We start from the raw sequence: 21189 nt of genomic DNA on the forward strand, positions 1-21189 counted from the left end.
ATTAAACTAAAGAATTGTTGCACAAAAATAAACAGGTATTTAAATTATAATGTTTAAACGTTGCTTTTATATTTGCATTGTGGAAAACGAAAAAAAAGTTGTATTAATTATACTCGACGGCTGGGGATACGGCCGTAACGACAAATCGAACGCTATTGCGGCAGCAAACACGCCGTTTTTCGACTCGATGATTGCTCAATATCCAAATTCAAGGCTGGAGGCATCGGGCCTTGCCGTAGGATTGCCTGAAGGACAAATGGGCAACTCGGAAGTGGGGCACATGAATTTAGGCGCCGGCCGGGTGGTTTACCAGGAACTGGGCCGTATAAACAAAGCGGTTACAGACAATGAGTTTGTACAGAACGAAACTATACTGGAAGCATTTAAGTATGCTAAGGATAACGATAAAGACCTGCACCTGATAGGTTTAGTGAGTGATGGCGGAGTGCATGCACACATTAACCACTTAAAAGGTTTAACTGATGCCACCAATGCGTTAGGCCTGGAAAAAGTATTTGTACACGCCTTTTTAGATGGCCGCGATACCGACCCAAACTCAGGCTTAAAATTCATTACCGACCTGGAACAGCACATTGCCGACTCGCCGGTAAGATTGGCTTCGGCAATTGGCAGGTATTACGCCATGGACCGCGATAACCGCTGGGAGCGGGTAAAGCTGGCTTACGACCTGATGGTTAAAGGCGAGGGCAAACCTACTGACGACGTATTAGCCGCCATAGAAACATCGTATGCTGAAGGCGTTACTGATGAATTTATTAAACCGATTGTTAAGGTTGATGAAAACGGCCAACCTGTTGCGGTTATTAAAGACGGCGATGTGGTGATCTGCTTCAACTTCCGTACAGACAGGGGCCGCGAGATATCGCAGGCGCTTACCCAAAAAGAGTTTCCGGAGTACGGTATGAAACCGCTAAACATCCATTATGTCACCATGACATCGTATGATGAAACCTTTAAAAACGTAAAGGTGGTTTTTCGCAAGGACGACCTGGATAAAACATTGGGCGAGGTTTTAGAAAGCGCGGGTAAAAAACAAATACGCATAGCCGAAACAGAGAAATATCCGCATGTAACGTTTTTCTTTTCGGGCGGGCGCGAAACGGAGTTTAAAGATGAGAAGCGACTGTTAGTACCATCGCCAAAGGTTGCAACTTACGATTTGCAGCCCGAAATGAGTGCCGAAGGCATCCGCGATGCCATAATCCCTGAGTTGGAAGCCGGCTGGCCCGATTTTGTGTGCCTTAACTTTGCCAATACCGATATGGTGGGCCATACAGGTGTTTTTAGCGCGGTTATGAAGGCTGCCGAAACCGCCGACGCCTGTACAAAAGCAGTGGTTGAAACAGGCTTAAAAAACGGGTACTCGTTCATCATCATTGCCGACCACGGTAATGCCGATTATATGATAAATGAGGATGGATCGCCAAATACGGCGCACACCACCAACCTGGTTCCCTGCATTATAATAGATGCTGATGTTAAACAGGTAAAAGATGGCAAACTGGGCGATATAGCGCCAACTGTGCTGCAAATTTTAGGTGTTCCTATCCCTAAAGAAATGACAGGTAATGTATTGGTGTAATCCGGTTAAAAAATATACAATTTATATGGGCCTGCTGCTGCTTTTAAGCGGCAGCTATGCCTGTAACAAACCCGAAATTAAAGAAACAGGCGCCCGGCTAAGTTACTTTGACCTAAAGGGATATTTTAACAGCGAAGCAGCACGCCTTACCAGGCAAAACCCGCAGGTTTATAAAACAGTTGCCCATAACGATGAAGCTGAAAGCCATAAAATACGTATTAGCAGCTGGCCCAAAGAACTTGAACTTTTTACAGAAAGCGATATAAACAAGCCTGCCTGGAAACTAAGCTACACGGTACAAGCTAATGAAGATAGCCTGGTTTACAAAGCCAAATACCCTGACCTTAAAACGCGAAAAATAGTTATCAGTAAAAAAGCAGGGAAAGTAACGGCTATAGCTATTATCAATAACGCACACAATATACTGTACAATACTACCGAAAAGCTTGTTTACAACCCTGACTTATACTATTCCATCGAAAAAATGCAGCGGGTAAAAATAATGGGCGCCAACAGCTACCGCATTAAAGGGATATTTAATGATGACCAAGCGCTGTAGCTAACTTTTCTTTCGAAAGCTCTATCAGCGACGATATATCGGCCCTTCCGGGGTTATCGTTAAGCACTTTCTCCAGGTCGGCTATTGATGCTTTAAGGGCGTTAATACCCCGGGCCTTATCGTAGGTATGCTGACTGTTTTGCTGTAATTTAAATTCGCCGTATTCGCGGTATGCTATGCCGCGGGTCTGGTAGCATTTTCCGTGATCGTCCGGGTCTATGGCTAATGCTTTAGTAAGGTCGAAAATTGCCCCCAGCAGGTACTTTTCACGCTCTGTCGGCGACAGGAAGGTATCCTTCCCCAGATATCCCTTTGCACGTGCTCGGTAATAATAGGCGGTGGCATCAATCGGGTTTATAAAGATAACCTTGGTATAGGCAGCTATTGATTTACGGTAGCTTTGGCTGTGATAATAAGAATAACCCAGCATCCAGTAGGCGTTGGCATTGGTCGAATCAACCATACACGCCTTTTCCAACTGCTTAACCGCCGATTTAAAATTGCCATCCATAAAAGCCTGCTGCCCCAACTTCACATAGGCGTTCTGGGCCGATGAAGTTTCGAGCGAGGTAAGTATGAAAAAAGAAATTATAGCCGACAGCCTCATTAATTCTTGGGATTTTATCCGATAACAATAATAACTAACAATACAGTAAATTATTATGTGATGCCCGCAATTTGCTAATAATTTGTTAAGCTATATAATTATCAACTAATATAGTTACATGCGTACGCGCACTGTATAACGCTGATAACTAAAGAGGAACCGGTTGTACCTTAAAAAGGTGAAGAACCAATATCTCTCAAAGCCATCCGAGATGTTAACCCTATAATTATAGTTGCGGTGTTGCCGGGGCTATAATTAAATGTTGTTTGCCGCTAAATAAGCAGATAAAAATTTTAAATCTACCGGGAATGTTCTGTTTTTTTCGAGGGGCTGGCAACTCGGTACTTTGCTGTTATTTGTGTAAAACCTTTCCTCAGCATGACTTTTTTTCCGCTTTACCAAATTTAGCGCTCTCCCCTGATCACCACGCCTGAAATCCTAAGGCACAATAAGTCAGTTAATTAAGCTAAAACTACCTTTCATAGCCCTCATAAATTTATATTGGCACAGCTCTTGAAACTGTATATTTGAATATATAACTACCGGTAATAAACCTGTATGTGCATGCCCGGCGTATCTGAGCCTGCCATTATGACGTTATTACCATACATAACAGGTGATTGATGAGTTTTGATCCATTCGATTTTAAGAATACCATGCCTTCTATTAACGAAGATTCCGAGTTTTTCCCCCTGATGTCGTCAGAGGATGAGGAGGAGATGAATAATGAGCAGGTACCCGATATTATTTCTATCCTTCCGCTGCGCAACACCGTGTTATTCCCGGGTGTTGTTATACCCATTACTGTTGGTCGCGATAAATCCATCAAACTGATACGCGATGCCAATAAAGGTAGCCGCCTGATAGGTGTTGTTGCCCAGCAGGATGTAAGTATTGAAGACCCTACCTTTAACCAGCTTAACAAGGTTGGTACCATTGCACTTATCATAAAAATGCTGCAAATGCCCGATGGTAACACTACCGTAATACTGCAAGGCAAAAAGCGTTTTGTGTTGAAAGAAGAGGTACAAAGCGAGCCCTACATTAAGGCAACTATCGAACCTTTTAAAGAAGTTAAGGCCAAAGAAGATAAAGAATTTAAAGCCATGGTATCGTCTGTTAAAGACATGGCCATGAACATTATACAGCTATCGCCGAATATCCCCAGCGAGGCCGGCATAGCTATCCGTAATATCGAAAGCACATCTTTTCTGATCAATTTCATATCGTCAAATATGAACGCCGATATGGCGGCCAAGCAGGCTTTATTACAAACTGCCAGCCTGCGCGACAGGATAAATATGGTGCTTGAACACCTTACGCTCGACCTACAGATGCTGGAACTAAAAAACCAGATACAAACCAAAGTAAGGGTTGACCTTGACAAGCAGCAGCGAGATTATTTCCTTAACCAGCAGCTGAAAACCATACAGGAGGAACTTGGCGGCACATCGCTCGACCTGGAAATAGAGAACCTGCGCCAGCGCGCGCTAAAAAAGAAATGGGGCAAGGAAGTTAAAACCCATTTTGCCAAAGAGCTGGAAAAACTTACCCGCACCAATCCTGCCGCAGCAGATTATTCAGTGCAGATAAACTACCTTGAGCTTTTATTAGACCTGCCCTGGAACGAGTTTACCAAAGACAACTTTGACCTTAAACGCGCTCAAAAAATACTGGATAAAGACCATTTCGGCCTTGATAAGGTTAAACAGCGTATCGTTGAATACCTGGCTGTATTAAAGCTGAAGCATAATATGAAAGCCCCTATTCTTTGTTTGGTAGGCCCCCCGGGGGTTGGTAAAACATCGCTGGGGAAATCAATAGCCAAAGCGTTGGGCCGTAAATATGTGCGTATGGCGCTTGGCGGCGTACGCGACGAAGCAGAGATACGCGGGCACCGTAAAACGTATATAGGCGCTATGCCGGGCCGCATCATACAGTCGGTTAAAAAAGCCGGCGCGGCAAACCCCGTATTTATTTTAGATGAGATAGATAAAGTAAGCACCGATTTTCGTGGCGACCCTTCATCGGCTTTGCTTGAAGTGCTTGACCCTGAACAGAACAGTACTTTTTACGATAACTATGTTGAGGTTGATTTCGATCTCTCGAACGTAATGTTCATCGCTACTGCAAACTCGCTGAGCACTATACAGCCCGCCCTCTTGGATCGTATGGAGATCATCGAGGTGAACGGTTATACCATCGAAGAAAAAACAGAGATAGCAAAACGGCACTTATTACCCAAACAGCGCGAGGCCCACGGCCTTACCGCAAAGGATGTGGTTATAAAAAGCGATGTTATTGAAAAGTTGATAGAAGATTACACCCGCGAATCGGGGGTGCGCGCCCTGGAGAAAAGGATAGGTTCGGTTATACGGGGTGTGGCTAAAAATATAGCCATGGAAGAGCCGTACAACACCCTCGTCACCAAAAAGGAAGTTGAAAAGATACTTGGCCCGCCATTTTACGATAAAGACCTGTACGAAGGCAACGATACCGCAGGCGTGGTAACCGGCCTTGCGTGGACATCAGTTGGCGGCGACATCTTGTTTATTGAAGCCAGCTTAAGTCCGGGTAACGGCAAATTAACCCTTACGGGCAGTTTGGGCGATGTAATGAAGGAATCGGTGACAATTGCATTAGCTTATTTAAGGGCGCATGCCGCTGAATTTAACATTAATCCAAAGCTGTTTGAACAATGGGATGTGCATGTGCACGTACCGGCAGGCGCTACCCCAAAAGATGGCCCATCTGCGGGTGTCACCATGCTTACCGCGCTGGTATCGGCTTTTACGCAACGTAAAGTAAAACCACACCTGGCCATGACAGGCGAAATTACACTGCGCGGCCGTGTGTTGCCTGTAGGCGGCATTAAAGAAAAGATACTGGCGGCAAAGCGTGCTAACATAAAAGAGATCATCCTCTGCAAATCAAACCAAAAGGATATCCTGGAAATTAAGGAAGATTATATTACCGATCTTAAATTTCATTACGTTACCGATATGCGCGAGGTGATAAACCTGGCGCTGCTTGATGAAAAGGTTGCTGGTGCACTTGACTTAACGGTTAAGGAAAAAGATACGCCAATTGTAGTTGTAAATTAAGCAATCCGCAAAACCATAAAACAATAGCCGGCAGATCACACTGCCGGCTATTTTGTTTAATATATTTTAAAAGGTTAACTTATAAATTAGTTTAAATTAAAAAATTTATCTTCGGACCAATTTTATACCCTTATATGTTTAAACTTTTCCGATTAAGCCTACTCGCATTACTGTGCGCCGGCACTTTTACAGCCAGCGCACAAAAAATAGCGCAGGCCGATTCCATTCAAACTTCTTATGCTAACAAACAAGCCAAAACCTTCTTTTTTGAATTGCTCGGTCCCGGCGCTATATATTCGATTAACTATGATGTGCGTTTCAAGAAGCAACAGGACGGCTGGGGAGGGCGTGCCGGAATAAGCTACTACGCCGATAATGGCGACCACCTGTTTACCTTACCTGTGGCAATAAATTATCTGGCAGGTAAACGCGGTAAATATTTTGAAGTTGGCGCAGGTATTACCTATTATAACGTAAACACCAACGACGTTTTTTTCAGCACACAGTACGAAGATGTTTATTTTAGCGACGGCACTTATTACACCAAAAGCAAAAATCACAGCGGAATAATCGGAACGCTAAATTTCGGTTATCGTTATCAACCTGTGGACGGAGGCTTTTCGTTCAGGGCGGGTGTGAGCCCGGTTATTACCTCCGAGCAGTTCTTACCCTACTGGCCGTATGTGAGCTTTGGCTACGCGTTTTAAAAAAAAGCAGCGATAATATCGCTGCTTTTTTTACATTAGCGCACCTTTAATCCTAAAATGAAGAAAAAATTTCTTTTGTTAGCCGCTGCTGTTTTAACCGGCATTGGCTCATACGCCCAAAACCGCATCAACGAAATTGGCTTTCAATCAGACAACGATTCTTTCCTGGGCCAGGGGTCTGATCGATATTACACAAACGGTTTTTTTCTTAATTATCGCCACGCCATTGATTTTAGCAAAATGAAGCGCCACGACGATATTGCGAATTACATAGCCGGGTATGAGATAGGTCAAAAGATCTATAATGCGCAATCAGGCCAATTGCCCTCGGCGAGCGAAATAGACAGGCCAGTTGCAGGTTACCTATACTTTGGTATATCCGGAAATATCATCTATAAAAACGAAACCTCGATAAAATTAACTGCGCGGGTGGGTATTGTAGGCCCGGCAGCAGGCGGCTACGCCATCCAAAAATTCATCCACAATACCTTTGGTTTTTACGAGCTCAATACCTGGCAGTATCAGGTACGTAACGCCCCGCAGCTAAACCTTAATTTCGAGGTTAATAAATTACTTGCACGCAACTCATGGGCCGATATTAGTTATGCCGGCTATGTTAATGTAGGTACAGGTTTTAATGCTGCCGGCATTGGGCCAATGCTGCGTTTGGGTAATTTTAACCAGCTATTTCAATCGGTTAGTACGCAAAGCACGGTTAGCAAAAACACAAGCACACCGCTTTTGCATAACAACGAATTGTTTTTTTACTACAAACCGCAAATTAACGGTGTTTTATACGATGCTACAGTGCAAGGCAACATATTTAACGACCACCCTGAACCAGGCACCCAGGAGATAGTTGGCGATATTAACCACGTTGTTTTTAGCAACCAGTTGGGCGTGGCATTTACCACCAGCAGGTTTGTGTTTGACATCGGTGCGGTTATTAATACCCGCGAAGTAAAGCAAATGGTTAAAAGCAGCCACCAATGGGGTTCGGTAAGTGTGCTTTACCGCTTTAATTAATAATCAAAATCCTTTTTACGGTCGGCTTTTTTGGCTGATTGAATCCGTTTGTTGCCCAGGCGGGCAAGCTTTGCCGCCTTGCTGATCTTTGATGGCTTGCGCGCTTTGGGTTTGTGGAGCGCGTTGGTTAGCAATAACACCAGCCGTTCAATGGCTATCTCTTTATTAAGGTACTGGCTGCGCTCTTCATCACATATCACCTGCACCAGGCCATCCTTGTTAAAACGTGTTTGCAGCTTTTTGTTCAGTAATAATTTTTCTTCATCACTAAACAAGGCCGAGCTGTTGATATCAAAAAGCAACTCCACCTTGGTAGAAACCTTGTTTACGTTTTGCCCGCCCTTGCCCCCGCTACGCGATGTTTTGTAGGAAACCTCCTTTTGCAGGTCGGCCTTATTTAAGTTCATGGGGTAAAAATAGTGAATGGTTAATTGGATTAAGTGGTGAGTGGTTGTTTTTTATTGATCGTTCTTTTAATAAAGATAATCTGACCACTCACTATTCAACTAAATCAACCATTCACCATTAAGCAAAAAACCGTAACTTCGTTACCTGATGAGCAACAATATCATAGTAGCCATTGACGGCTACTCATCATGCGGCAAAAGCACCCTGGCCAAGGCATTGGCCAAAAAGCTCCATTATATTTATGTAGATAGCGGCGCCATGTACCGTGCCGTAGCCCTGTATTTTTTAAGGAATAATATTGATACGCATAACCATGCGCAGATAGAGGAAGCTTTAAATAACATCCACCTTAATTTCCACTCGCGCGATTACGAAACCCACATTACACTGAACGGCGAGGAAGTTTCGGACGAGATACGCCAGATGCCCGTATCCGAAAAGGTGAGCGAGGTATCAGCCCTTAAAGAAGTGCGCCGCGAAATGGTAAAGCAGCAGCAGCGCATGGGCCAATCAAAAAACATTGTAATGGATGGCCGCGATATCGGCACAGCTGTTTTTCCGGATGCACCTATAAAAATATTTATGACCGCCGATCCGGCCGTACGCGCCAAACGGCGTTATGACGAGATCCACACAAAAAACCCAGGGATCACATTAGAAGAAATATTTGAGAACATTGCCCACCGCGATTACCAGGATACCACCCGCGAGGAAAGCCCCCTGGTACGTGCCAGGGATGCTATTATACTGGATAATACCAACCTTACCCCCGATGAGCAGCTGCAGTTTGCACTGGATAAGGTGGAGAAGTTGAAAGTATAAAGTCGAAAGTCAGACTATCCTACCTCATTGCGAGGAGCGATAGCGACGTGGCAATCTTATATAGAAAGTTGACGACAAGCATGTTGAAGATTGCCACCCTACGCTCGCAATGACGCGAAAAATATGGGATTAGTTCTCTTACTCTCCCGATTTTACGGCTTTCACGCCAAACCTGTTTAAAAAGTCAACACCTTCATCGCTGGCGAGGCCTTTGTACTGGGCGTACGATTTGTCGAAATAAACTTGTTTTATCCCTGCAGAAAATATAAGCCTTGCGCATGGCAGGCATGGCGATAATGTGGTGTATAATGTAGCGCCTTCAAGGTTAGCGCCATTTTTTACAGCATACAGAATAGCGTTCTCTTCGGCGTGCAGGGCAAGTGAGCAGCTGCCTTTTGAATCGCGCGCGCAACCCTGGCCTGGCCATTCTTCATCGCAGTTGTGGGTGCCCGCAGGCGGGCCGTTATACCCAATGGATATAATGCGCGTGTCTTTAGCTAAAACGGCACCGACCTGTGCCTTAACGCAGTGCGAGCGTTTGGCCAGGTCGGTTGCCAGGTTCATGAAAATATTTTCGAAACTTGGTTTATCCATAGTTAATTAGAGATAAGAGATTAGAGGTTAGTGAAGAAAACTAATCTCTGATCACTAATCTCTAATCACTAATATTAGTGTCCTCCGGATGCTTCCATATTATCTACATCAATACCTTGTTTCTTTAACTCAGATCCGGCCTTCCATGCAAAGAAGGCAAGGTAGGCAAAGCCTATAACAGGGATAATGTACGATTGGTGAATACCGCTGGTATCGGCAAGGATACCTTGTACCGGCGGAATTATAGAACCGCCCAGGATCATCATAATTAAAAATGCAGAGCCCTGGCTGGTGTATTTACCCAGGCCGGTAACTGACAACGAGAAGATGGATGGCCACATGATAGAGCAGCACAAGCCACCGCTGATAAATGCAAAGATGGCTACCATGCCAGTTGTTAGTAAACCTGTTATCATAAATATAGCGCCCAGTATGCCAAACAGGGCCAATGTGCGTACCGGCTTTTGGTTGCCAATAAGGAAACCTATTACCAATACAGCAACACAACCCGCATAAGGTAATAAGGTGGTTACATCTGTACCGCCAATATGATTAACGATCATAACCACTGCAAACGCTATAAACGGAACAATTACAGTAAGAACAAACTTAACGGTTTTTGTAAGCTGAAAAGCAGCAATAGCGCCTGTCCATCGGCCAATCATCAAGCTACCCCAATAAAGCGATATGAACGGTGCAATAGTATCCGGCGTGTAGTTACCAAACGCGGGGGTTTCCAGTAAGGCACCCATATTACTCTGGATGGTAACTTCAACGCCTACATAGGTAAATATGGCAAGCATACCTAATATTAACTGTGGGTATTGCATAGCGCCCCAACCCTCTTTGTGCTTGCTGCTCACAGATACGGTAGTAAACAGGGTTATGAGGATGATGGCCAGCGAGGCATACACAAAGTACGATTTTGTAATGCCGGTAGCATCTGTAAGCGGCTGCGCGGCCAATATCAGCAAGAAAGCGATAAATATAATTCCCAATGGCCTGTTAGCTTTACTGCTTGACTCAATTTTTTCGTCGCTGGTTACACTTGGTAACTTTGATACCCAAAAGAATATAGCTACTGCAATAAATAGCCCCGCAAGTATATAATAAAGATTATTTACTGATGATATTTTAACATCCGCAGCGGGGATTTTAGCTGTAGCCGATCCAAACAGCACAAAGCCGACGATAATTGGGCCTAAAATACTACCGAAGTTATTTACACCGCCCGCAAAGTTTAAACGGTGGGTACCGGTTTCGGCACTGCCTAAGGCAACTACAAACGGGTTGGCCGCAGTTTGCTGTAAAGAGAAACCCAAAGCAATTACAAAGAAAGTGAACAATATGAAGGCGAATGAGCCCGAATTAATTGCCGGGATCATGATCAATGCGCCAACGGCCGAGATCAACAACCCATAAATGATACCGTTTTTGTACCCTATCTTGTTCAGGATATCTACCTTGGTTGCCGAAGACGCAAAATAAAGTATCAACGAGCCGATGAAATAGCCACCGTAAAAAGTAAAATCGATCAATTGCGATTCGAATTGTGTTAAGCTAAAATGCGCTTTACAAAAAGGTATGAATATTCCGTTCGAAGCTGCTAAAAAGCCCCAAAAGAAAAATACTGTTACCAGCGTATACAACGCCGATCCATTACTCTTCGAGTGTGTTTTTTCCATCGTTTAATTAAGATTATACTATTGGTGTGTTTGAAGCACTAAACATAAATCAAATTTTATAATTATGGCTATAATTTTTTCAAAATATAAATCACAACATTAAGTTTTTGTTGTTTAACAGATAAAAGTTGCATATTAGTGTCCTGATTTTTTACCTGTATGATTTACGCAGGACATATAAGCCTATATAATGATAGAAGCCATTATTTCGGGAATTGGATTTGGATTAGTGCTCACGTTTATAACAGGCCCGGTCTTTTTTGCTTTAATAAAAACCAGTATAGAAAAAGGCTTTCATGCCGGCATATCGCTTGCCCTTGGTGTGGTAATGAGCGATATGGTGTTTGTTGGCGCCATACTTTACGGTTCGCAATATTTTGAGGTTTCCGCTCATGATAAAACCATTGCAGGCATTATCGGTAGTGTCATCTTATTCACTATCGGCATTTATTACATCTTTAAAAAGGCCGATGTTGATTACAAAAACACTATTCCAAAAAAAATAAACCACGCAGGTTACTTTTTTAAAGGCTTTGTGATGTGCATTTTCAACCCTACCGTGCTGCTGCACTGGACGGTGGTTATCGGTGTGGCCAGTACGCAGTTTCATGCGGGTGTGCACCACCGTACCGCTAAAATAGCGGTAATGTTTCTTACCATATTGATTATCCAATTCGGGCTTGATACAGTAAAAGCCTTCTACGCAAACAAACTTCGCGAAAAAATATCTCCGAAATTTATACACCGCTTAAATGAGGTTGCAGGCATAGCGTTGATCATCGCCTCGCTGGTATTGATAGACAGGTTGGTTACCCATTTCATATTTTCGGCACCGGCGGTTAGTTGAGCAACCATTCCGGAGCAAAAGACGCGAAATATCGCGTCTCTACGAAAAGCATCTGGCAAAGAAAAAAGAGCGATGGGTTTTCCATCGCTCTTTATATTGATTAGATCGGAACTGCCCTCCAATCTCTATTCTCTACTCACCAAATTACATATACGCCCTTTGGTTATTGCCTTCCATCCAGTTAACAAAGGCGCGGTTTACCACCTTGTTACCACCCGGTGTTGGGTAATTGCCGCTAAAGTACCAGTCGCCGGTATGGTCGGGGCATGCTACATGCAGGTTATCAAGCGTTTGATAAAGCACCTCTACCTTGGCCTTGATATTTGGAGGCGTGATGATCTTAGCAATACGGTCAGATATTTCCTGATCGGTAAATGGCGCGTAGATAGCCTTTACGTAGTTCTCTACTTCCTCTTTAGCCAATTTTGAGCTGTCCTTACATTTTTGGTAAACTTCAACAATAACGTTTTCTTTACCTTGTTCTTTCAGCAGGCTTATCGCGGCCTCAAAAGCCACAAACTCCCCCATGCGCGACATGTCGATACCGTAGCAATCCGGGTAACGGATCTGCGGGGCAGATGATACCACCACAACCTTTTTTGGTCCAAGGCGGTCAAGTATTTTTAATATACTTTGTTTCAAAGTAGTACCACGCACTATCGAATCATCTAACACCACCAGGGTATCGGCGTCTTTATTAATAAGGCCGTAAGTGGTGTCATAAACGTGGGCAACCATTTCGCTGCGGTCGGCATCCTGGGTAATAAAGGTGCGCAGCTTAACATCTTTTATGGCTATCTTTTCAACCCTCGGGGCAAGCGCCAAAACTTCAGAAAGTTCTTCTTCGCTTATCTTATCCTCGCGGTTCAGCAGCCTGTCGCGCTGGTATTGCTTTATGTACTTGTGCACCCCCTCTACCATCCCGTAAAAAGCAACTTCGGCGGTATTTGGTATATAGGAAAATACGGTATTTTTAACATCGTTATTTACCGAATCCAATATCTGCGGGCAAAGCAGCCTGCCTAATTGTTTACGCTCTTTATAAATAGAAGCATCGCTGCCGCGCGAAAAATATATCCGTTCGAATGAGCATGATTTTTTTTCCAACGGTTCGCTAAACATGCTCTCGGTTATCGTACCGTTCTTTTTTACAATAAGGGCGTGGCCGGGCTTTATCTCGCGAATATCCTCAATAGGGATATTGAACGCGGTTTGAATAGCGGGGCGCTCAGACGCGGCAACCACTATCTCATCATTATAATAATAAAACGCAGGGCGTATGCCAACCGGGTCGCGCATTACAAATGCGTCGCCGTGGCCCATTATACCGGCAATGGTGTAGCCGCCGTCCCAGTTCTTGGCCGATTTGGTAAGTATCTTGGCTACGTCAAGGTCGTTGGCTATCATTTTACTGATCTCCATGTTGTCGTTCACACCCTCGCGTTTGTACTGGTCAAACAATCCCTGATTTTCAGTATCAAGGAAGTGTCCGATCTTCTCAAGCACGGTAACGGTGTCGGCCTTTTCTTTGGGATGCTGCCCCAGGTCGTAAAGTTGCTGCAACAGTTCATCAACATTTGTCATGTTGAAGTTACCGGCAATAACGAGGTTTCGGGTCATCCAGTTGTTTTGGCGAAGAAAGGGGTGGCAGTTTTCTATGCTGTTTTTGCCGTGTGTACCATAACGCAAATGGCCCAATAACACTTCGCCGGTAAAGCTTACATGTTCTTTGAGCCATTCGGTGTCAGCCATTTTTTCAGGCGTTTCCTTTTGTATCTCAGCAAATTTTTTCTGAATATACTCAAAGATGTCGGCCACAGCGTTCGACGCCATTGACCGATGCCTGCTAATGTACCGTTTGCCAGGCTCGATATCCAGTTTAATAGTGGCAACACCCGCGCCGTCTTGCCCGCGATTGTGCTGTTTTTCCATTAAAAGGTAAAGCTTGTTTAAACCGTACAGCGCAGTGCCGTACTTTTTCTGATAGTAAGAGAGTGGCTTTAGTAAGCGGATAAATGCCACACCGCATTCATGTTTAATCTGATCGCTCATGATTGGTAATGAGCATGCAAAGGTAAAATTTTATCTTATATTGTGTTTAAACATATTGTCATTAGTTAGTATTTTTTGCGATGTGGAAAATCAGCGCGTACCTGATACAATTTTAACATTTTATAATGCCCAGGCATCTCAAATTTTGACACTATTGCAGAAACCTTAAATTTGAACAGATCAATTATCTACATTATGAAAAAATTATTTTTTGGCGTAGCTACGCTTTACGCCTTAGTCACCGTTTCCTGTTCATCGCAAAAGGCAAAGCCGCTGTTTGACATGCCGATGGGTGTTCAGGCATACACTTACCGCGCCAGTTTCCCTAATGGCGTCGCTGCCACACTTGATACCGTTAAAGCTTTGGGCATTACCGAAATGGAAGGCCCAAACCCTAAAAATATCAGTCCCGGGGAGTTTAAGAAGATGCTTGACGAGCGCGGCATCAGTATGCCCTCCATAGGGCTTGATTATAATATCATCGCTACCAACCCGCAGGAAGCTGTCAGGCTCGCCAAAATATTCGGATCTAAGTACGTAATGGTAGCCTGGATACCGCATGGCGATACTTTTACTATTGATGACGCCAAGAAAGCCGTTGCAGACTTTAACGCCGGCGGTAAAGTGTTACAGGAAAACGGCATCACCTTATGCTACCATAATCATGGCTACGAATTTGGAAAGTATGAAGACGGCACCTTGTTTGATTATATCGCCAAAAACACCAATCCAAAATATGTATCTTTTGAACTGGATATGCTTTGGGCGTTTCATGGCGGTGCTGACCCGGCCGCGCTGCTGCTGAAATACCCAACCCGCTGGAAGCTGGTGCACCTGAAAGATATCCGCAAGGGTATAGCTAACGACCTGACCGGCGGCACCGATATTAAAAACGATGTATCTCTCGGAACAGGCCAGATAAACGTACCTGAAGTGATAAAAGCGGCAAAAAAAGTAGGCGTTAAACATTATTTTATTGAAGACGAAAGCCCGGACCACGCCGCGCAAATCCCCGAGACTATAAAATACCTTAAAAGTTTGTGATATAATGTAGCGACAAGTCTGGCTAACTGTTAAATTTACGTGCATGAAAATAGCACTTGCCTCTCCCCCGTTCCCAACATCAATAACTGATGGATTAGCCGTTACCGAAAAGTTGGTAAAGGACGCGGCACAGCAAGGCGCGGCAATAATTTGCTTCCCCGAAACATTTATGCCGGGTTACCCCCTGGCAGATGTTGAAGTGCCAAAAGCTTCGCCCGATGAACTACAGGAAGCGCTCAAAAAGGTTTGCGAAATAGCCGCTGCAAATGCAATAGCTATCATTATGCCGATGGATTGGTACTATGGCGACAAATTTTTAAACGTTGCGCAGGTAATATCCGCCGAAGGCAAAGTATTAGGCTATCAAACAAAAAACCAGTTGGACCCATCTGAAGACGCGGTTTGGACACCCGGCACGGAACGAACGCTGTTTGAAGTGGGCGGCTTAAAGTTTGGTATCACCATTTGCCATGAAGGTTTCCGTTATCCCGAATCGGTTCGCTGGGCCGCACGCGAAGGCGCGCAGGTAGTTTTTCACCCGCACCTTACCGGCAGCGATATAAAAGGCAATCAAATAACTAAATGGTGTGATAGCGGCAGCCCCTATTACGAAAAAGCTATGATGATGCGCGCCTTAGAAAACACTATTTACTTTGCAAGCGTGGGTTATACGATGAAATACCAGGAATCGACCAGTGCTATTATAGCCCCCGATGGCGCATGCGCTGCCTATCAGGCCTACGGCGAGGCAGGCGTTATTGTAGCGGATATTGATACTGAAAAAGCTACCGGTTATCTAGCAAAAAGATTTAAGCCGGAATTGTATAGATAAGTAATTTCGGGTCTCTTATGGGTAAAACGACTGTGTTACTGTTATAACGCCAACAATGTTATCGTTAAATTCTTCCAGTTCTTCTGCAGGCACCCAAAGTTCGTCGTGAATTGCGCCGCCAACATTTTGCACTTTAAATTTTTTGATATAAGTAACCGGCAGATCAAACCTTGTTACGAAGCCCGAGCCCGATGCCGGTACATTCCAATCGCGCGCAATTTGTATTGCATATTCTTCATTCATCACCGGGTAAAAAATAGGCTGCTCTATTAGCCTTTTCGGAAATCTTTTCCAGCCTGAGTCTTTTATTAATTGAAGTTCAGTTGGCCCGACAGGCCTGTACAACGTTATAATTTCGTCCTTCATACCTTATTTCCTAAATCCAACCATCTTATGTAAGGCACCCGGATCATAAACTTTACCCCCTTTTATTACCACCTTAACGTAACGTACACTGCTGATGTTGATTAATGGATTGCCGTCTACAATAACAATATCGGCATTTTTGCCCACTGTTACTGATCCTGTTCGCTTATCCAGCCCCATCACTGTTGCCGGGGTAATAGTACCGGTTTTAAGCGCTTGTGCGGGAGTTAAACCTGCCTCTACATACAGTTCCAACTCGCGGTCAACACTAAATCCCGGGAACCCCATATCGGTACCTGCTACTATCGGTACACCGGCCTCGTAAAGTTTTTTCACTATCATCTTCATGCTTTTAAGCATAGGCGCGATCCTTGCAACCGTAGCCGAGTCTTCGCCGTATGTCCTGAACTGGGTTTGCAGCGGCAAGGGCAGGGTATTAAACGCAGGCTCCAGCTTATTTATATCATCCTTAACATTGCGGTACGCCAGTTCATAAACGCCAACGGTTGGGTCAATAACGGTGTTATGGTCTTTTATAAATTTAATTGCCGCTATGCTTACACTATCGTCAAAATTCACCGAGCGGTCTTTGTTCTTTTTCATAGTGCTGTACACATATTGTACGTGGTTCACCATGTTCATACCCGAATCAACGCCAGCCATCAGGGTCATACCATTAGGGATATGCCCGGTAACCGTTAGCCCTTGTTTGTGCGCTTCGTCGCATATCGCCTTCACAATAGCAGGCTTGGTTGAGCTGTAAATTTTTATCTGCGCAAAACCTTTTGCCTTGTAAACATCTACCGCCTTTATAGCCTCCTCTTTTGTATCTGCCTGGATGATACCCAAAGCCATAGGGCCCTTGCCATCAATAATACCGGCCATCAATATCTTAGGGCCAATACCTTTGCCGCTATCTATAGCTTGTTGTATAGCATCAATAAAGCCAAGTTCGTTACCACAATCGCGTACAGTAGTTACGCCCGCAGCCAGGTAGGCCGGCCCCCACTCGGTTTGTTCAAAGTGAGCATGCATATCCCATAAACCTGGCATAATAGTTTTGCCCGCTGCATTAATAACCTGTGCGCCTTTAGGTATTGGCGCAGCGGCAGATCTGTTGATACTGACGATCTTACCATTAATTATCATTAGAACGCCATTAGGAATAGCATGCCCGCTTTCTACATCAATTATATTCCCACCCTTAATCGCTATCGTTCCTGCCGGTGTGTTATTGGAAGGCGCTGCCTTGGCAAAAGCCTCCATACCATATCCTGCTGCGCGTTTTATAAGTTCGGGCAACAGTGGCTCATACTGCTCGCGCATCATTTCGGTTTTATCACCCTCGGCGTCTATAGTAAGGATGCAAACCAACTTGCCGGCGGTATCCGTCCACACCAGTTCGTTGCCCCATATCAACCCGCTGATCGTATAGCGTTTAAAGGTAATCGGTTTCCCGTTTATCATGAGTTGATCGACTCCTGTGTTTTTGATCTGTAACGCTCCAAAGGGCAGAGTATTGATGCTTGCTGGCTGCTTTTTGTTGTTCCAGTATTGCAGCAAGACCTGTTGTACAGTGGCAGGCGAATAGCCTGTTACGGGAAACGTGAAGCCGCTGATGTTTTTTTTGTAGATTGAATCGCTGACCCGGATATCAGCTACATTCCCCCTGATCTTTATAGAATCGTTTATAACCGAAAACCTGGAAGTATTGCCTTTGACAAATAGCTCAATTGGGTCGGCAAAGGGGGTTACCGCTAGTGTAGCTTTTAGAGGCACGGGGCTGCCCCTGTCGATAAATTTAAAATCAACCACATACTTCTTAGCATCTTTATAGTTATAAACCCGGTAAGTTTCCTTCCCGATATGCTGATGGAAAAAACGATACAGGTTAAAATACGTTTCATGATGCGGGTTTATGTTATTCAAATATAAAATAAATTGCACCACGAAAAACCGGTATTATATTACCCTTTACACCTTATTTTACTGCAACAGGACGCAGCCCGGTTTATTGATTACTTTGTCATCTATAGTTTTTCCCCATGCTGGCTGATATCTAACCCTAATTCTTCTTCTTCTTTTGATACCCGTAACGGCGATATCATATCGGTGATCTTGAGCAGCAATACCGACCCAAAAAACGAGAATAAGGATGTAGCCACCAGTGCCAGTAACTGTACCAGGAACAAATGCGTGTGACCGAAAAACAGGCCTTCGCCGGTTGTATTGTTGGGGTTAACATTTTGACTGGCAAAAACACCGGTTAGCAGCATTCCCACCATACCGCCCACACCGTGGCACGGAAATACATCTAAGGTATCATCAATGGAGGTACGTGTGCGCCACTCAACCACCAGGTTACTAACCACTGCCGATATAATACCTATGGCCAATGAGTGCGGCACACTTACAAAACCTGCTGCCGGTGTTATGGCAACCAACCCAACCACCGCGCCGATACAGGTACCCATAGCCGATGGCTTACGGCCCCGAAGCATATCAAAAAATATCCAGGTAACGCCCGCTGCTGCAGATGCGGTTGTGCTGGTGGCCAGCGCCGTTACCGCCAGGTGGTTAGCGCCAAACGCCGAACCCGCATTAAAACCAAACCAGCCAAACCATAATAAACCAGTGCCTATCATTACATAAGTAATTCGCGCCGGGGCGTGGTTAGCCTCGTTACGTCGCTTTAAAAATAAGGCCGATGCCAGCGCCGCCCATCCGGCCGACATGTGTACTACCGTACCACCTGCAAAATCCAGCACGCCTAATTTGGATAATATGCCATCGGGGTGCCAGGTTGCATGGGCAAGCGGCGAAAAAATGAATATGGAAAACAGTACCAAAAATATAATGTATGAGTTGAACCGGATACGCTCTGCAAAAGCGCCGGTTATCAGCGCGGGGGTAATAATGGCAAACTTTAACTGGTACATAGCAAACAGCAATAACGGGATGGTAGGCGCTAACTTCCAGCTGGCGTTGCCCAGCATGCCCTTCATCATAAAATAGGTAGACGGATTACCTATTACCCCTCCTATGCTATCGCCGAAGGCTAAACTAAAGCCAAATATCCCCCAAAGCACCGTAATGATCACCATACAAACAATACTTTGCAACATTGTAGAGATAACGTTCTTTTTATTCACCATTCCACCGTAAAAAAAGGCAAGTCCGGGTGTCATTATCAAAACAAGGGCGGTTGACATCAGCATCCATGCAATATCACCTGTATTAAAGTTAGTTTTTACCGTTTTATCGTACTCAACAGAAGGGAAAACGAATGTTAATGTTAAAATAACCAGAATTACAAAAAAGGGAACGTAGCGTTTCATATCAAATTAAAACCATTTAGTTTAAACGGGTTTAATTTATAAATTTTTTATCCGAAAATTTTATAAAAATTGAATATATTATAATAATTTAATCAACAAATCAGGGAATATGCCTAATATTATTAACAAAATTGCAATTATTGAAGAAATTACCAGTAGGTTGATAGAATATGAAGATTTTTTTTTGTCGATCTCGGCTGTTTTTAAGAATAAGTTGAGCGGTATTTTGATATAGTAAAATAAACCAACCACAGTTGTTACTGCTCCGGTAATTAGCAAGGCCATCAACCATACATCGTGCGCTTGCTGATAAATATCATACACAGCCGAGAATATATACACTTTACCTATAAAGCCTGCGCTAACAGGTATCCCCGTTAAAGATATCAATACGATAACAAAGCAAACCGAGGCCAGCGGATATTTAAAGCCCAGGCCTTTATAATCGCTCATATTGGTGATGCCTTCGTTATTTTCAAAGTAATTGGCCAGCATAAGGGCAGCAATGTTGGCCAAACTGTAAGCCAACAGGTAATAGCTTAAGGCGGTAAGGCCCTCGCCGCTAAAGGTTATTACTGCCATTAACGCAAACCCGGTATGCCCAATTCCCGAATACGCGAGCATACGTTTAACACCGTTTTGCCAAACCGCAGCAAAATTACCCGTTACCATGGTGACCATACCAATGGCCGCCAGCACAGTCCTAAAATTAAGTCCGGTCCAATTGATGTACATTCCGCTGGAACTGATGAACGGTGTGACGAAATTCACCAGTAATGCAAAGGCGGCTATTTTAGGTAAGGTAGAAAGGTAAGCGGTAACCGGTGTAGCGGCGCCTTCATAAACATCTGGCACGTAAAAGTGCGCGGGGACAAGCGATAGCTTAAAACCTATACCAAGTAATAATAGCACCAAGGCAAACGACACACTTAAATGGTTGGTTTGTATCAGACCCTGCTGCATCTCGCGCGAAAAGATATCCAGCGAACCACTGAAAGCATAAAGCAGCGAAATGCCATACAACATTACCGCAGACGCTGCCGCCCCAAAAAGCACGTATTTTAAACCGGCCTCGGTACTTTTGGCGTTACCCGTATAGTACGCTGCAAGCAGGTACGAGGCTATAGAGACCATTTCGATAGCTAGGTAGACTGACAGCAGGTTCACAGCCATTACCATTAAATGCAGGCCCAGTACAGAACCTATTACAATGCTGTACAGGTCTGACAAGCCCTTTTTATGCTGCTTAAGCTTATCGTCCCAGGCAAAAAACAGCAGTAATATGAGGGCCAGCGCATCAATGATCAGCTTAAATATAATGCCAGGATGGTGCAGCAACAGCATATCGCCAAAAAACCGCGCGGTTTCGTTTGCCTGGAGGCTTACGTTCTGACTAATCACCTGCACACACACCAGCGCCATACCGCCGATCGCTATTATACGGCATAACACTGCCGACCTTTTACCGAACAAAAGATCTGTTACCAGCACCACAATAAACAATGCTGTTAAATACAGCTCGGGCACAAAAAAGCGCAGGCCGCGTAATACATCATTTAACTGGGTGGTAATATCGGGTAACAGATCCTTCATTT

At 44.3% G+C, this 21189-nt stretch carries 18 protein-coding genes; 9 read left to right on the plus strand and 9 right to left on the minus strand.

Going from position 1 to position 21189, the window contains the following annotated elements; genetic code table 11:
• Positions 1-49: 49 nt before the first annotated feature.
• Together gpmI and HDC91_RS07915 are read left to right on the plus strand one after the other, a co-directional pair.
• A complete protein-coding gene (gene gpmI / locus HDC91_RS07910; RefSeq protein WP_183550209.1) occupies positions 50-1603 on the plus strand; it encodes a 2,3-bisphosphoglycerate-independent phosphoglycerate mutase in 1554 nt (517 codons plus the stop codon).
• Positions 1604-1628: 25 nt separating this feature from the next.
• Positions 1629-2162: a hypothetical protein gene (locus HDC91_RS07915; protein WP_183550213.1), complete on the plus strand. Its 534-nt coding sequence runs from the start codon at positions 1629-1631 to the stop codon at positions 2160-2162.
• On the opposite strand, the gene HDC91_RS07920 is transcribed toward HDC91_RS07915, so the two are convergent.
• Positions 2140-2769 carry a tetratricopeptide repeat protein gene (locus HDC91_RS07920; protein ID WP_162431385.1) on the minus strand — a complete coding sequence of 210 codons (630 nt, stop codon included), beginning with the start codon at positions 2767-2769 and terminating at the stop codon, positions 2140-2142. The genes HDC91_RS07915 and HDC91_RS07920 overlap by 23 nt on opposite strands.
• A gap of 623 nt (positions 2770-3392) precedes the next feature.
• On the opposite strand from HDC91_RS07920, the gene lon reads away from it, so the two are divergent.
• The 3 genes from lon to HDC91_RS07935 all read left to right on the plus strand — a co-directional run bounded on the left by lon (position 3393) and on the right by HDC91_RS07935 (position 7606).
• Positions 3393-5873 carry an endopeptidase La gene (lon, locus tag HDC91_RS07925; protein ID WP_370576798.1) on the plus strand — a complete coding sequence of 827 codons (2481 nt, stop codon included), beginning with the start codon at positions 3393-3395 and terminating at the stop codon, positions 5871-5873.
• A 134-nt stretch (positions 5874-6007) separates the two neighbouring features.
• Positions 6008-6580 carry a hypothetical protein gene (locus HDC91_RS07930; RefSeq protein WP_183550219.1) on the plus strand — a complete coding sequence of 191 codons (573 nt, stop codon included), beginning with the start codon at positions 6008-6010 and terminating at the stop codon, positions 6578-6580.
• Between the two features lie 57 nt (positions 6581-6637).
• Positions 6638-7606 (plus strand): lipid A deacylase LpxR family protein, encoded by a 969-nt coding sequence (locus tag HDC91_RS07935; RefSeq protein ID WP_183550222.1) that lies wholly within the window; start codon positions 6638-6640, stop codon positions 7604-7606.
• Here HDC91_RS07935 and arfB read toward each other — a convergent pair.
• Positions 7603-8013 (minus strand): alternative ribosome rescue aminoacyl-tRNA hydrolase ArfB, encoded by a 411-nt coding sequence (arfB, locus tag HDC91_RS07940; RefSeq protein ID WP_183550225.1) that lies wholly within the window; start codon positions 8011-8013, stop codon positions 7603-7605. The genes HDC91_RS07935 and arfB overlap by 4 nt on opposite strands.
• Before the next feature lie 148 nt (positions 8014-8161).
• Here arfB and cmk point away from each other — a divergent pair, with 148 nt between their 5' ends.
• A complete protein-coding gene (gene cmk, locus HDC91_RS07945; protein ID WP_183550228.1) occupies positions 8162-8836 on the plus strand; it encodes a (d)CMP kinase in 675 nt (224 codons plus the stop codon).
• Between the two features lie 138 nt (positions 8837-8974).
• On the opposite strand, the gene HDC91_RS07950 is transcribed toward cmk, so the two are convergent.
• A complete protein-coding gene (locus HDC91_RS07950) occupies positions 8975-9430 on the minus strand; it encodes a dCMP deaminase family protein (protein WP_183550231.1) in 456 nt (151 codons plus the stop codon).
• A 74-nt stretch (positions 9431-9504) separates the two neighbouring features.
• Positions 9505-11115: an MFS transporter gene (locus HDC91_RS07955; RefSeq protein ID WP_183550234.1), complete on the minus strand. Its 1611-nt coding sequence runs from the start codon at positions 11113-11115 to the stop codon at positions 9505-9507.
• 190 nt (positions 11116-11305) lie between these two features.
• Between HDC91_RS07955 and HDC91_RS07960 the strand changes: the two genes are divergently transcribed.
• Positions 11306-11962, plus strand: coding sequence for a LysE family translocator (locus HDC91_RS07960; RefSeq protein WP_183550238.1), 657 nt, complete (start codon positions 11306-11308; stop codon positions 11960-11962).
• A 144-nt stretch (positions 11963-12106) separates the two neighbouring features.
• Here HDC91_RS07960 and HDC91_RS07965 read toward each other — a convergent pair whose 3' ends face one another.
• The gene (locus tag HDC91_RS07965) at positions 12107-14014 is read right to left on the minus strand and encodes a class II glutamine amidotransferase (RefSeq protein WP_183550241.1); all 1908 of its coding nucleotides are present in this window, start codon (positions 14012-14014) and stop codon (positions 12107-12109) included.
• 195 nt (positions 14015-14209) lie between these two features.
• On the opposite strand from HDC91_RS07965, the gene HDC91_RS07970 reads away from it, so the two are divergent.
• On the plus strand, positions 14210-15058 hold the full coding sequence (locus tag HDC91_RS07970; RefSeq protein ID WP_183550244.1) for a sugar phosphate isomerase/epimerase: 849 nt from the start codon (positions 14210-14212) through the stop codon (positions 15056-15058).
• Between the two features lie 43 nt (positions 15059-15101).
• On the plus strand, positions 15102-15890 hold the full coding sequence (locus HDC91_RS07975) for a carbon-nitrogen hydrolase family protein (RefSeq protein ID WP_183550246.1): 789 nt from the start codon (positions 15102-15104) through the stop codon (positions 15888-15890).
• Between the two features lie 15 nt (positions 15891-15905).
• Here the strand turns inward: HDC91_RS07975 and HDC91_RS07980 are convergent, their stop codons facing one another.
• The 4 genes from HDC91_RS07980 to HDC91_RS07995 all read right to left on the minus strand — a co-directional run bounded on the left by HDC91_RS07980 (position 15906) and on the right by HDC91_RS07995 (position 21187).
• Positions 15906-16256, minus strand: a complete 351-nt coding sequence (locus HDC91_RS07980; RefSeq protein ID WP_183550248.1) for a hypothetical protein — start codon at positions 16254-16256, stop codon at positions 15906-15908.
• A gap of 3 nt (positions 16257-16259) precedes the next feature.
• The gene (locus HDC91_RS07985; protein WP_183550263.1) at positions 16260-18185 is read right to left on the minus strand and encodes an amidohydrolase family protein; all 1926 of its coding nucleotides are present in this window, start codon (positions 18183-18185) and stop codon (positions 16260-16262) included.
• Positions 18186-18286: 101 nt separating this feature from the next.
• Positions 18287-19594, minus strand: a complete 1308-nt coding sequence (locus tag HDC91_RS07990; RefSeq protein WP_162431372.1) for an ammonium transporter — start codon at positions 19592-19594, stop codon at positions 18287-18289.
• Positions 19595-19672: 78 nt separating this feature from the next.
• The gene (locus HDC91_RS07995) at positions 19673-21187 is read right to left on the minus strand and encodes an NADH-quinone oxidoreductase subunit N (protein ID WP_183550266.1); all 1515 of its coding nucleotides are present in this window, start codon (positions 21185-21187) and stop codon (positions 19673-19675) included.
• Positions 21188-21189: the final 2 nt, after the last annotated feature.

This window comes from Mucilaginibacter sp. AK015, assembly GCF_014200785.1.
GTDB lineage: Bacteria > Bacteroidota > Bacteroidia > Sphingobacteriales > Sphingobacteriaceae > Mucilaginibacter.

Excerpts from the sequence above, each read along its gene's own strand:
- HDC91_RS07950 (WP_183550231.1), bottom strand. The coding sequence starts at position 9,430 with ATGGATAAACCAAGTTTCGAAAATATTTTCATGAACCTGGCAACCGAC.
- HDC91_RS07995 (WP_183550266.1), bottom strand. The coding sequence starts at position 21,187 with ATGAAGGATCTGTTACCCGATATTACCACCCAGTTAAATGATGTATTA.
- cmk (WP_183550228.1), top strand. The coding sequence starts at position 8,162 with ATGAGCAACAATATCATAGTAGCCATTGACGGCTACTCATCATGCGGC.
- lon (WP_370576798.1), top strand. The coding sequence starts at position 3,393 with ATGAGTTTTGATCCATTCGATTTTAAGAATACCATGCCTTCTATTAAC.
- HDC91_RS07965 (WP_183550241.1), bottom strand. The coding sequence starts at position 14,014 with ATGAGCGATCAGATTAAACATGAATGCGGTGTGGCATTTATCCGCTTA.
- HDC91_RS07980 (WP_183550248.1), bottom strand. The coding sequence starts at position 16,256 with ATGAAGGACGAAATTATAACGTTGTACAGGCCTGTCGGGCCAACTGAA.
- HDC91_RS07920 (WP_162431385.1), bottom strand. The coding sequence starts at position 2,769 with ATGAGGCTGTCGGCTATAATTTCTTTTTTCATACTTACCTCGCTCGAA.
- HDC91_RS07955 (WP_183550234.1), bottom strand. The coding sequence starts at position 11,115 with ATGGAAAAAACACACTCGAAGAGTAATGGATCGGCGTTGTATACGCTG.
- gpmI (WP_183550209.1), top strand. The coding sequence starts at position 50 with ATGTTTAAACGTTGCTTTTATATTTGCATTGTGGAAAACGAAAAAAAA.
- HDC91_RS07935 (WP_183550222.1), top strand. The coding sequence starts at position 6,638 with ATGAAGAAAAAATTTCTTTTGTTAGCCGCTGCTGTTTTAACCGGCATT.
- HDC91_RS07970 (WP_183550244.1), top strand. The coding sequence starts at position 14,210 with ATGAAAAAATTATTTTTTGGCGTAGCTACGCTTTACGCCTTAGTCACC.
- arfB (WP_183550225.1), bottom strand. The coding sequence starts at position 8,013 with ATGAACTTAAATAAGGCCGACCTGCAAAAGGAGGTTTCCTACAAAACA.
- HDC91_RS07930 (WP_183550219.1), top strand. The coding sequence starts at position 6,008 with ATGTTTAAACTTTTCCGATTAAGCCTACTCGCATTACTGTGCGCCGGC.
- HDC91_RS07915 (WP_183550213.1), top strand. The coding sequence starts at position 1,629 with ATGGGCCTGCTGCTGCTTTTAAGCGGCAGCTATGCCTGTAACAAACCC.
- HDC91_RS07990 (WP_162431372.1), bottom strand. The coding sequence starts at position 19,594 with ATGAAACGCTACGTTCCCTTTTTTGTAATTCTGGTTATTTTAACATTA.
- HDC91_RS07960 (WP_183550238.1), top strand. The coding sequence starts at position 11,306 with ATGATAGAAGCCATTATTTCGGGAATTGGATTTGGATTAGTGCTCACG.
- HDC91_RS07975 (WP_183550246.1), top strand. The coding sequence starts at position 15,102 with ATGAAAATAGCACTTGCCTCTCCCCCGTTCCCAACATCAATAACTGAT.